We start from the raw sequence: 13,479 nt of genomic DNA, 5'->3' as shown, positions 1-13,479 counted from the left end.
TTTTTTATAAGGTTTCCACAAAGGGAGTTTCCCGGTTTAAAATAACTAAAATAAGCTTAATCAATTCCTCTCTAAACGCATCCAAAATCACAGGCGTGATGTCGTGATTTACCGCTCTTCCTTCGCGAACACCAAAGAACAAGAAACCTTCTCTTCGGTTTTTAAACGAGTAAATACCCGCCTCTAATGAGGATAAATTTTCTTTCTCTGCATACATCAAGGCATAACACAACAGCTGAATAATTTTATCGTGCTTTAAATGTTCTGTTAGTCCTTCCCATTGGGATAATTTGACCTGATTAGACTCTACTTTTCCCGTTTTATAATCAATAACGCGAATTTTTCCATTGCGACGTTCAATTCGATCGACAAAGCCAAATAGTTTAATCGGATAGGGCAAACGACTATCTTCTAACAGATGTTCTAGGCGCGTTTCTAACGCTAACAATTCCACCTGGTCTCCTTGTTCTAAGCCTTTTAACTCTTCGCGTAAGAAATGATAAACGTTTCGCTTAGCAACCTCAAAAGCCAAGAGGTTTTTACCCATTTTTTCTTTATCACTATTGTAGATCTCTTCAAATTGCACTTGCACTTCCTCATCTGCTTTAGCTTGAATTTCCCGAATCATTCCCACGTCCAACACTTTACCAACATAGGGTTGATATAAATTCTCTAAGGCGTTGTGAATAATAGTTCCCAACGTATTCAAGGCAACACTTTCTTCTACCTCATCCACTTCGCGAATACGCAAAACTTGTTGAATATAAAACTGCAATGGATTGCGCAAATAAGCCGTCAAAGCTGAAGGAGAAAAACCTCTGATTGTTGCAATCTCTTTCAATTTCATCAATAATTCATCCGATTTCTCAATGGCCATAGGCTCATAGGCCTTATCGGGCAAATAAGCAGAATAAGTCACGTTGGACAACTGATGCTTCGCTTGCTTTTCCATTTCCAATTGAGTCAAAAATCGACTCTTTTCTCCCGCATCCATACCCTCCGCCTGGGAATTATAAATCAAATACACTTGCTTTGCACGCAACAGTAAATGATAAAAGTGAAAACTGTAAATTGCATCTTTTTCTTTATAAGTTGGCAAGCCTAACTCTCTTTTTACATCATAAGGAATAAAGGAATTTTGACTTTTTCCAGAAGGGAATTTTCCTTCATTTACCGAGGTAAGAATAACCGTTTCAAAATCCAACACCCTACTTTCTAAGATTCCCATAATTTGTAGTCCCTCGAGAGGATCACCTTCAAAAGACACCTCGCTCATATCCATAATCTGCTTATACAGCACATGGAGTAGATCCAAAGAATGAATAAATGGATATTTTTCGCAATACGACAGGAGTCGATTTAGCAAATTGTAAGAAGTAAACAAAAAAGTTTTCATCAAGCGATTCTGTTGACTATCTACTGCTAATTTATTTTTCACCCGAATAACCAAAGCAATTAAGCTCTTTAATATTTCCGCTGGAGCTTTGTCTTGCCAATTGTCAAAAACCAATCGCTTGGTTTCTTCATCTGAGGCTTTTATCCAAGACTCAAAGCGGTCAAAGGAGAAAAAAGTCAAGTTTTTTTTCTGTATTTCAGACACGACAGCCTCCACATCAAACAAGCCTTCCATTACAGGGCTCGTCAATACTTCTAACACATCGCGGTAATAAAATACATACTGTTTTCCACCACGGCGCACGGCGGCCAAATGCATCTTAAATATTTTGTTCAAAAACAGCTGTACGGGACTACTATTTCCACTATACCCCATCGTGATATTTAGACTAGTAACGGTATTAGGAAGTCCATATAATACAGGTTGTAGTAGGTTTTCATCTCCCAAAACCACTGCTATTTCATCTAAAGAAGTTCCTTTTGCCAATTCTTTATCGACGATAGCACCAACAATTTTTGCTTGTCCAACGCTTTTGGGCGTTTGTATAATTTCAATCTTTTTTTCCGCACTAAAACAAGTGGTGATCCACTCAAAAGGGTGATTTTGATAGTACCCCCATTTTTGCTTAATCCTCCTCAAAAACAACCCTGCATCGTGATATGGATCATGTAAAAATGCCTCATCAATATCCCAAAAAACTCTTGCCCTACCTTCCACTAAGAAGTGTTGAATAATCACTTCTTCCGCTGCATTCAACGCATTAAATCCTGCAAAGTAATATTGCTTATCACTAGATTTTACGAAATCTTGATGCACCGCTACCGCTTCGCGGTAAATCATGCCTTGATAGCCAATCTTCTTCGATTTGAGATGCTCGTATAACGCAGTGTAATACCTGGGTATTTGCTCCCAAAACTGAAGATAGTTTTTCACTAAATCGGTTTGTTGATTTACATCTACTGCCCAGTGATTGATGTCTTCAATATCTTTTAAATAACTAAACACATGTTGTGGATTCAACAAATATCGATCAACTTCATTAAAATCTTGTAACAACATTCTAGCCCAATTGACAAAATAGTCAAAATCTTCAGCCTTATCTGCTAACAATTGTTTATAGACGAGATAGAACTCAAACAAGAGCTCGATCGAATCAATCCCTCTTAATTGAGCAATATCTTGAACTAATTCTTCAACACTAATAATCGTTGGAGCAAAAATACGATGATCGTAAAACGATTTCAGTTGTTCTAACAAAAAGACCTTGGCCCGTTTATTGGGTAATACCACTACTAGATTGTCCATAGATGAAGGAAAATCCTTCTTTATTTCTACGCAGAATTGATATAAAAAACGTTGTTGACTCATGAGAATAAAGGTAATAAAAAAAGGGCTTCGATTTCTCGAAGCCCTTTTCTATCTTATGGTTTCACCCAATTATTTTTGTAATTGAATTTCAACACGTCTGTTTAACTCACGGCCTTTAACAGTTTTGTTAGAAGCGATTGGCTCAGCAGAACCGTAACCTTTAGAAGTTACTCTGTTTGCATCAACACCTTTTTCGATTAAGTAAACTTTTACTGCGTTAGCTCTATTGTCAGATAACGGAACGTTGATTTTATCAGATCCAGTGCTATCTGTGTATCCAGCGATGTGGAATTTAGCAGTTGGATATTCTTTCATAATTTTCACGATGTTGTCTAGAACAGTGTAAGAAGCATCTTGGAAAGTAAACTTACCTGTATGGAATAAGATTGTTTTTCCATAGTCGTTCAGTTTTTTCACTTGCTCTTCTTTAATTTCTGGACATCCTCTGTTTGAAGCAGGACCAGGAACATCTGGACACTCATCTAAATGATCAGGCACTCCGTCTCCGTCTCTATCTGGCCAAGGACAACCTTTGTTCTCTTTTGGACCAGGAACTTCTGGACACTCATCTTTATGATCTGGCACACCGTCACCGTCTGTATCAGGACATCCGTTGAATTCTGGTAAACCTGGAACTTCTGGACACTCATCTAAATGATCTGGAATACCATCTCCGTCTGTATCAGGACATCCGTTGAATTCTGGTAAACCTGGAACATCTGGACACTCATCTAAATGATCTGGAATACCATCTCCGTCTGTATCAGGACATCCGTTGAATTCTGGTAAACCTGGAACATCTGGACACTCGTCATATTTGTCTAAGATTCCATCTCCATCTCTATCAGATCCTCCAAATTGGAAGCGAATCCCCATGAAGTGTTGCATGTGTGATGCAATATCTACATTTGGAATTCTTGTATCGTCAAATGAGTGTTTGTAAGTAGACTGTACTGTTAAAGCGATGTTTTCAGTAAACCAAAAGTTTAACCCTAAACCTCCATTAACCGTACCAGCACTTGCATCACCCATAAAAGTATAACCTCCACCTACTAATAAGAATGGGTCAACTACTTTTGTGTTTAATAATTCTTTGAAGCTGTACTTAACTTCTGCATCAATACCATAGTAAGATAAATCTCCAGGATTGTATTTTAAATATCCTTCAGATTCTTTTGAAATAAATTTTTCAATTTTATTTACTGATCCTACTACTCCTAATGAGAATCCATCACCTAGGTATCTAGATACGTTCAAATAAGAGATTGAAGGTAGAATGTTCCAATCCGAAGTTTGGAAATAACCTCCCATTCTATGTGAAAACCCTTTTGCTGAACTAACTTTAGTGTTTACAGCATTCGCACCAATAGTTACAGCCCACGGATGGTCGGCATCTTGCGCTTGAGTCGAAAGACCAGCACATAGTATCGCCGCTGCAATTAATTTGTTGAGATGTTTCATAACTTTATTTTTCTATTTATTGTAATGTTAAAACAAAAATACAATTATATGTGTAGTTAACAAATTTTATTCTTAACAATTATTATGATTTACCAAAAAAACCCAATATTTAGATTACATTTAGTTCTTTTCCTACCGCTGTAAAGGCCTGAATCGCTTTATCCAGGTGTTCTTGTGTATGTGCTGCGGATAATTGAACGCGAATTCTCGCTTTTCCTTGTGGCACAACAGGATAGAAGAATCCAATGACATAAACCCCTTTCGCTAACAAGCGATCTGCCATCTCTTGTGACAGCTTTGCATCGTATAACATCACTGGGACGATAGCAGAATCTCCATCAATAAAATCAAACCCTGCTTTTTTCATTCCTGCTTTGAAATAATTGGTATTCCATTCCAACTGATCGCGCAACTTTGTATCTTTTTTCAGTAGTTCGAATACTTTCAATGAAGCACCCACGATCATTGGAGCCAATGAGTTTGAGAATAAATAAGGACGTGAACGTTGTCTCAGCAACTCAATAATCTCTTTTTTACCCGTTGTATAACCTCCCATTGCACCTCCCAATGCTTTTCCTAAAGTACCTGTAATAATATCCACACGTCCCATTGCATTTTTCGCCTCCATCGTTCCTTTTCCTGTAGCCCCGATAAATCCAGCCGCATGACATTCATCTACCATCACCAAGGCATCGTATTTATCTGCTAAATCACAGATTTTGTCCAATGGCGCTACTAAGCCATCCATAGAGAATACGCCATCCGTAACGATAATCTTGAAGCGATGTCCTGCCTCATTCGCCTTAATCAACTGTTGCTCTAAATCAGCCATATCGTTATTTTCATAACGGTAACGCGCTGCTTTACACAAGCGAACGCCATCGATAATGGACGCGTGATTTAAACTATCTGAAATAATTGCGTCTTCTGCTCCTAATAAAGGTTCGAAAACTCCACCATTCGCATCAAAAGCCGCCGCGTATAAAATAGTGTCTTCTGTTCCGTAGAAATCTGCAATTGTCGCTTCTAATTGTTTGTGAATATCTTGTGTTCCACAGATGAAACGCACCGATGACATCCCAAAACCATGGGTATCCAAAGCGTCTTTTGCCGCTTGAATCACCTCGGGGTGTGAGGATAATCCTAAATAGTTATTCGCACAAAAATTCAATACTTTTTCTCCTGTAGAAACTGTAATTTCTGCTCCTTGTGGCGAAGTAATAATTCTCTCTCTTTTAAATAAACCATTGTCTTCAATTGACTTCAACTCTTGTTGTAAATGGTCTTTAATTTTTCCGTACATACTTACTCTTTTTAAGCGTTAACTATACTCTTTTACAAATGTATTATATTTAAATCATCCACTCCCATATATAAAATAACTTTTTTAGCTACTTCATACCCCATCTCTCGAAGTGATTCCTCATATTTAGCTAACTGTTTGATATATTTTTCTTCTGGTTTTCCCGTTTTATAATCCAATAAATACGCTTTATTCCCCTGAATCAATACGCGATCAGGAATGAGATTATTCTTGTTTTTCCCAATAATCATCCGTTCATTATATACACGTCCTTCAGCAAAAAACACGTGCAGATCTGGATGGGTAATAATTTGTTTAATGGCCTGAGTGAAGTTGATTTTCTCACTTTCAACAATGAGTCCCTCTTCTAAAGCACGTTCAATTGCTGTATCAATGTCTGTATTCCCCTGGATAAACGACATAATTTTATGGGTGATATTCCCGTATGCTATCGCCTCCCCTACTTGGGTATCCCACATCAAAGCTTCGCGTTCAGCTATTTTAATATCATTAAAGTTAAAAAGGGATTCAACACTTTCAATTAATTTATTTTGATCTAGCGCAAGCGTACCACTTGCTTTTGATAATCGGCACGGATTTCCAAACGCATAGACATGCTCTTCTTCTTGATACCTTTCTTGTTGACGCAAATAGTGAATGAAAAAACGAGACATATTATTCTTGTACTCCCCATCGATTTTCATGTCTCGCGTGGTAATAATATGCAATTGTTCCTCGGCTCTTGTCAAGGCAACATACAATACATTAATATTGTCGAGGAGTTCTTCTTGTTCTTTTTCGGCATATAGTTTTTCGGCATATATTCCGTACTCTCTGACTTCTTTCTTGGCATCCACTAAAGCCTTGGGCAATTCAATTCCCTCGTCAAGTTCATCAAATTCAACCCACAATTTATCGCGATTAGACCGGTCATAATCTTCTTCTGCAAAAGGGAATATAACAACCGGAAATTCCAATCCTTTGGATTTGTGGATGGTCATTAACTGCACCGCTTCTTTTCCTTCTGGAGTTGGAATACTAAATTTGTGATTATTATCCTCCCAATACAAAATAAAATCCCCTATTCCATATTGATTCTTGATGGTGCGCTCCAACACAATATCCGAGAAATACAAAACATACGAACTCGTCGCCTTGGTGGGAAAGAAAGCGCGAACGATAATTTCCACTGCTTCATAGAGCGATTTTTTTCTACATTGATCAAAAGAGATCACAACTCCTTTGGTCAGTAACCAAGCTTCAAATTCCGAATCTACGGTATAAGCCAATCCTTCTTCAATAAAATCGTGCGTTGCTTCTTGTTGCCTTATACTGGCGATATAATATAGGATCATCGATTTAGACTCCTTGTCTTCTTTGTTGCGGATATAACGCAGAACATCCATGATCAATCTCACCTCTGTCGCGTGACTAATCAACAGCGAATCAGACGATAGAATTGGGATTTCCTGCTCTGTTAAATAATTGGCCAGCGCAATACCATGGGCGCGTTTACGCGTTAGCACCACCATATCACTATACATAAACCCTTGCGCCTTACAACTTTGGATCGTTGCTAAGGTTGCTTGGAGATAGAGTTGTTCTTTGTCTATTTCGCTTTCTTTATCCAGTAAACTTTCATCTAGAAATTGCACGTTGACATAACCGCCAACTTTCGCATTTATCTCTTGATAGCTTTGATGTTCATAAATATGCTTATAATCCTCTTGGGTAAAAAAAGAAGAAATGCCACTAAAAAACGTATTATTAAATTGAATGACTTCCGAATAACTGCGGTAGTTCTTCCCTAAGACCACAACTTCTTTGTCGGGGTTAGAAAAGGGATTATCGTCTTTACTCAGAGCAATAAATTGTTCTGCCTTTCCCCCGCGCCAACGATAAATCGATTGCTTGGGATCTCCGACCAGCATCAGGGTACCTTTTACCCCAAAATCCTCACCTGCTAGAGCATTGTCAATCAAAGGCACGAGATTATCCCACTGCATCACAGAGGTATCCTGAAACTCATCAATAAAGAAATGGCGGTAGCGCTCGCCTAATCGTTCATAGATAAAAGGCGCTGGTTGATGCTGAATCTCGTTGTGAATAATCGCATTAAACTGACTAATAGACAACATATTTTTCTCTTCTTGAATATGTTGCATTTCAATGCCCAAGATATTTAGTAGCGACAAGGGAGTGATATTTTTCAAAAACGCTTGATAAAATAAGCGCTTGGCAAATAATTGGTAAATAACCTCTAATTGCTTCAACACTTCAGGTAATAATGCCTCAATGGTATCTCGATCCTTGGCAGCCTTTAAAATAGCTACCTCATCAAACTCAACATACTTTCGTTGGGTACTTTTATCCGTATCATTAATAATGGCCAAGAGGTGATTGGGAAACGTTCCGCGAGAGAATGATTTCATATCTACGCCTTTATCTATCAGCAAATCCCAAATAGCTTGTCCTCTTTGCTGACTTTCCACAGTCAACTCTTCTATTTTTTTTCGCAAGTAGTCTCGAGAGACCACGAAATCACGAAGTGTTTTTTTATCAAATAGAGCAATCTCGTCTCGGTTGTTTTCATTCAATAACAACGCACCCATTTCCTTTAACTCACGGGTAATATCCCAACTCTTGTCATTATCGGCTTTGTCAATAGAGAAGTCGATTAACACTTTGGTTAGCTCTTCATCTGTTCCCGCTTTGGCAATTACAGAATCCACGGCCTCTTGTAGCAGTTCATCCGAGTCAAGCGACACTTCAAAGCTCATGGGTAAATTTAGGTCAAAGGCAAAAGAGCGAATCACCTTATGCGTGAATTTATCAATGGTAGAGATATCAAAAGAAGCGTAATTGTGGATAATATGCTTCATGATACGCTCGGATTTCTTTTTGATTTCCTCTTCTTTCAATCCCGTTTCTTCCACAAGCTGATCCAGCATGGATTGAAACTTACTTCCTGTTTCTTTTTGAGAGAAGGCATAAAGGCAAGAAAGAATTCGATTTTTCATTTCTGCCACCGCTTTATTGGTAAAGGTGATCGCCAGAATTTTTCGATAGGCATCATCCGATCGATCCACTAAGACAATTTTTAAATATTCTTTTACTAATGTATGTGTTTTTCCCGAACCCGCAGAGGCGTTATATACTGAAAATGAAGCTGTTTCCGCTTTAATCATCGAATTATCCCTTAACTTTTATTAACCCTTAAGATTTTTTATATTTCATAGAAAATCCCTAAATTTGAATAAAAATAACACTAATCTTTAAATAATACGAATTATGGCTTTCGAATTACCACAATTACCTTATGCGTATGACGCATTAGAACCACATATTGACGCTCGTACAATGGAAATACACCATACGAAACACCACAATGCTTATACGACTAATTTAAATGCAGCTATCGCTGGTACAGAATTGGAAGGAAAAACAATCGAGGAGATTTTAGCAAACCTTGATATGGCTAATGGTGCAGTTCGCAACAACGGTGGAGGTTTCTACAACCACAACTTATTCTGGACCCTAATGAGCCCGAATGGTGGTGGAGAACCAACAGGAGAATTAGCAGATGCTATTGCTAAAGATTTTGGTTCATTTGCAAACTTCAAAGAAGCTTTCGCAAAAGCAGGTGCTACGCAATTCGGTTCAGGTTGGGCATGGTTATGCGTTAAAAATGGTAAATTAGAAGTATGTGGTACGCCAAACCAAGACAACCCGCTTATGCCAGGTGTTGCTTGTGGTGGTTTTCCAATCTTAGGAATGGATGTTTGGGAACATGCGTACTACTTAAACTACCAAAACAGACGCCCTGACTATATTTCTGCTTTCTTCAGCGTAATCAACTGGGCTGAAGTTGCTAAGAGATATGCAGCAGCAAAATAAGACAGAAAGAGTTCGCTCTTTATATATCAAAAGGGAAGTATCGATGATGCTTCCCTTTTTTTGTTTGATTACTATCTAAATTAAAAGCTTTTCTACTAAATTTCATCTTTTTTTCTGGCTTATCCTTAGTATTTATTTTGTAATTTACCTTGCTATTACCCTAAATCCTACTCACATGCGACTCGATTACGAACCAGAAAGTCTTAGACATAAATCCAAACGAAACTATATTATCATTGGCTTAAACGTATTGATGCTCTTTGCTTTAATTCGCTTTCTACCCTATGAACCTCAAGTAAATAAAGGCCTTGCTCTGTTGGCTTTTGTGGCCGTTTTATGGCTGACAGAGGCACTACACGTCACAACAACCGCTGTCTTTGTTCCCGTGCTCGCCATTGGATTAGGACTAACAGATGTTCAACCCGCACTCGTTTCCTTTGCCGATCCGAATATCTTTCTATTTCTAGGGGGTTTTGTACTTGCTGGGGCTCTACACGTACAAAAGTTAGATTTAATTATCGCCAGTAAGATTATGTACTTAGCCAAAGGTCGATTAGCTCATGCTATTTTTTATTTATTTCTCGCTACGGCTGTGCTCTCTATGTGGATCAGCAATACAGCTACGGTCGCTATGATGCTCCCGCTCGTAACGGGAATATTAAGTCAAATGGACAAAGCACAACACCGCAATACCTACGTATTTGTTTTGTTGGGTATTGCTTATAGTGCAAGTATTGGTGGAATGGGAACGATTGTCGGAAGCCCTCCCAATGCCATCGTTGCTTCTCAATTGAATATCTCCTTCGCAGAATGGCTCAAAATGGGTTTTCCCATGGTGATAATCCTCTTGCCTTTGATGATTGCTGTGATTTATTTTGTCTTTAAACCCAAACTCAACCAGAAATTTGAACATCAAATGGAATCTATTCCCATGAACACGGATCGCTGGATTACCTTGGGTATTTTCTTGTTAACGGCGATTTGTTGGATTTTGAGCAATCAAATCAATCCATTATTTGCAGCTTTGGTTGGATTTGAAGGTACGTTCAAGAACTTTGATACTTTCATTGCACTTGGGGCATTTATTCTTATTTGCGTCAGTCAAGTCTCTCGATGGAAAGAACTGCAACACAATGTCGATTGGGGTGTTTTACTTTTATTTGGCGGGGGATTGACGTTGAGTATGGTACTAAAAGATTCGGGCGCAAGTAAGGTCATGGCCGATTTACTCGTGTCCATTATTCAAGGTAGTTCGTTCTTCATCATCAGCCTAGTTGTGGCTTTCTTTATTGTCTTCTTGACGGAATTTACCTCGAATACCGCGAGTGCAGCACTTTTAGTTCCCATCTTCTTCTCGATTTCTCAAGAATTGGGCATGCATCCCCTGGGACTTTCCATGATTATCGGACTCGGTGCTTCTTGTGCATTCATGCTTCCTGTAGCTACACCTCCAAATGCGATTGTATTCGGTACGGGAGATATTCAACAAAAAGACATGATGAAAGCGGGGTTTATCTTGAATGTTTTCTGTGCCGTGATTATTGGTACAGTGGCTTACTTTTTTTGGTTGGGGTAAGAGTTATTCACTTAAGAACCTTTATATAACTACGTCTTGTTGAATACGATTCATATTTTCTATCTGTAGCTGAACAGGGGTATAAATATCCGTCTCTAATTCAGGAGTTTCAATAGAAATGATCAACGAATAGCGCATCGTTTGATTATACTTATTTTTCCCTTTCAAATTTTTCCACCAACCCGAAGCCTTGGGAAATACAGCTAATTTATTGCACTGAGCAATTTCAACAGCGGCACCTTCAATGTAATTACTGTGGATAGAACCTTTAAACAATGATCCATAAAACCATCTCAAATCAGTAATCTTACTCGTTTCTCCTTCTGGGTTTTCATATTGCTCATTAATTCTTGCCTTAAAATTTTCAAAGCTTTCTGTCGGGTGAATTAGCTTAAATTCCAACGCACTAGATTGATAGGCGTAAGAGGTAGAATATCCTTTTTCCCCTGGATTGGGTTCTATAAAATAAGACAAGGTGACCTTCACTTTTACAATTGTATCTCCTAATTCGGCTAAAATAGCTGCTGGCCACGGTAATTCATAGTAGTGAATTTCATTTGTCTTAACTCGTCTATCCTCTAATTTATAGGGTTGTATTCTTTCTTCAGAAATTAAAGTCAGATAGCTCGATTTGCATTGTACTGCCTTTTTAAAATCGGGTGTGCCATATCCAAAAATCTTCAGTAACTCTTGTTTACTGCGAATAGCTCTAAGATCAGTATTAAACTGCTGTTTCATTTCTGGTGTCCAATCTGCAGCATGTACTAATAACCCTCTAAGCGTTTCTACCCAAGCGTCAGGATATTGTGCTCTCAATCGCGCTAAAAAATTTGATGCTAAAGCTGTTGCTGCACTTGTTGCACTAAATGTTTTAAACTGATTCTGTCCTTCCATAAAAGAAGTAGTCAACAATTCTAATTCTTCATCACAATCAACACTATCCTCTCGTCTAATGGCGTTACCTCCTTCGAATACAACCTCTGGTTTTACAGGCCACTTAGACTCCCAACTTGCAGATGTAGTGCTAAAGGGAGATAACTCAAATGCACCAGCTACTGTATCTATTCCTTCAATCGTTTTTGTTGTGTATGCACCAACGGTTATCGCATTCCATGCCTGCGCTGGACTTTCAACGGATAAATTCAAATTGCTTTCGGGATAATTCTTCCAATCCTCCTCCTGTCTAACATTTCCTGCACTAATAACAAACAATTTTGACTCTCCATCTTCAACCCCACTCGTTATGCTATCGATAGTTGCTGACCAAGTCGAGGGTTTACCAAAATCATTTTGATTAGTGGCTGTAACCGCCATACAATAGATTCGTTGATGATTGGGATTACTAATTATGGCTCGACTCACCGCATCAGTCGTAACAAAATGCCAAGCTCTTTTCGTTATATCCTCATTAGGAGGTAATATCTTAACCGATTCTAATTTATACCTCAATGTATATCGATCTGCTGATTCTAATATGGTTCGCAAATTTGGATATAAGATCAAACCTGCCATTGACGTCCCATGTCCTTGATATCCTACATCTCGTATTCCCCAGTTGTCATCAACAGTCAGTCTATCTTCATCGCTTAAATAATTACGAATAAGTAAGTGATCGTTATTCACGCCAGAATCCAATATTGTCACAACATAAGAAGATTCTTCATAATCTGTTCTTTCCAGAACATTATCGCACCACTCTTCTCTTTCTACACCCATAAGATTACGTGTCCAAAAGCGATTCAATTCTTCTGATCTTCTTATTTCTGCTATATAACTATAAGAACTAATTAAATGATCTAATTGTACGTGATTGGCCTTAATGGAAACAACGGTACGTTCCGGAAAGAATTGTCTTTCTTCTATAAAATCAATATCGTATAGATCGAAAATCGCTATGATTTCTCGATGAACTTCATCTGTCCATGTACTCTCGTTTAGCGTTAACCATAACTCACACCATTGTGCCTCTTCTTGAGGTAGGAGCGCTGAATCTCCCGTCCAAAGATCTTCTATAGAAGCACGTTGAACGGAGGCTATTTTATCGATAAGTTTTTGATGTTTGGGTTTTTGAGAAGCTGTGAATTCAGTTAAGTATTGACTGACCTTTTTAAGTAAGGCCTCTCTTTTTTCAAATGGGATATAGATGATTGCTTCTTCTACTTCATTTTCTCTTTTTAGACTGAGAAAGGTTCCTCCGTTTCTATTTAATGTATCTACTTCTAAACTTTGCCCTTGTTCTCCTTTAACGGTAATATATTCCCCTTTTCGCATGGGGATATTGTGCTGAATAGCATATTTATTTTCTGCCTCAAATCCCGTCCATAGCTGATTCAGACTATCTAAAACAAGTTTTCCTTGTGCTTCTTTATTCCTTTCTGGAAGTGGAATTCCACCAAAACTTGTTTTTGGCCTTGTATAGCCCTGCTGTTCTTTAACATGCTGTACAAACAAATGTGGTTTGAAACTTTCGGACATAAG

At 38.3% G+C, this 13,479-nt stretch carries 7 protein-coding genes; 2 read left to right on the top strand and 5 right to left on the bottom strand.

Translation table 11 applies throughout. The features are described 5' to 3' along the window. Window positions 1–4: 4 nt before the first annotated feature. From FBR08_RS07285 to FBR08_RS07270, 4 genes are all read right to left on the bottom strand, one after another. Window positions 5–2,764, bottom strand: a complete 2,760-nt coding sequence (locus tag FBR08_RS07285) for a PD-(D/E)XK nuclease family protein (RefSeq protein WP_158962125.1) — start codon at window positions 2,762–2,764, stop codon at window positions 5–7. Window positions 2,765–2,833: 69 nt separating this feature from the next. Next, window positions 2,834–4,225 carry an OmpA family protein gene (locus FBR08_RS07280; RefSeq protein WP_158962124.1) on the bottom strand — a complete coding sequence of 464 codons (1,392 nt, stop codon included), beginning with the start codon at window positions 4,223–4,225 and terminating at the stop codon, window positions 2,834–2,836. 109 nt (window positions 4,226–4,334) lie between these two features. Beyond that, window positions 4,335–5,528, bottom strand: coding sequence for a glycine C-acetyltransferase (gene kbl, locus FBR08_RS07275; RefSeq protein WP_158962123.1), 1,194 nt, complete (start codon window positions 5,526–5,528; stop codon window positions 4,335–4,337). 32 nt (window positions 5,529–5,560) lie between these two features. After that, window positions 5,561–8,716: a UvrD-helicase domain-containing protein gene (locus FBR08_RS07270; protein ID WP_158962122.1), complete on the bottom strand. Its 3,156-nt coding sequence runs from the start codon at window positions 8,714–8,716 to the stop codon at window positions 5,561–5,563. A gap of 103 nt (window positions 8,717–8,819) precedes the next feature. Here FBR08_RS07270 and FBR08_RS07265 point away from each other — a divergent pair, with 103 nt between their 5' ends. Both FBR08_RS07265 and FBR08_RS07260 read left to right on the top strand, forming a co-directional pair. Beyond that, window positions 8,820–9,425, top strand: coding sequence for a superoxide dismutase (locus FBR08_RS07265; protein WP_158962121.1), 606 nt, complete (start codon window positions 8,820–8,822; stop codon window positions 9,423–9,425). A 175-nt stretch (window positions 9,426–9,600) separates the two neighbouring features. Then, window positions 9,601–11,001: an SLC13 family permease gene (locus FBR08_RS07260; RefSeq protein ID WP_158962120.1), complete on the top strand. Its 1,401-nt coding sequence runs from the start codon at window positions 9,601–9,603 to the stop codon at window positions 10,999–11,001. 21 nt (window positions 11,002–11,022) lie between these two features. Here FBR08_RS07260 and FBR08_RS07255 read toward each other — a convergent pair whose 3' ends face one another. Next, on the bottom strand, window positions 11,023–13,476 hold the full coding sequence (locus FBR08_RS07255; protein WP_158962119.1) for a S8 family peptidase: 2,454 nt from the start codon (window positions 13,474–13,476) through the stop codon (window positions 11,023–11,025). Between the last annotated feature and the right edge of the window lie 3 nt (window positions 13,477–13,479).

It is taken from the genome of Myroides fluvii, from assembly GCF_009792295.1.
GTDB lineage: Bacteria > Bacteroidota > Bacteroidia > Flavobacteriales > Flavobacteriaceae > Flavobacterium > Flavobacterium fluvii_A.
This window is presented reverse-complemented; position numbering and strand designations above follow the sequence as displayed.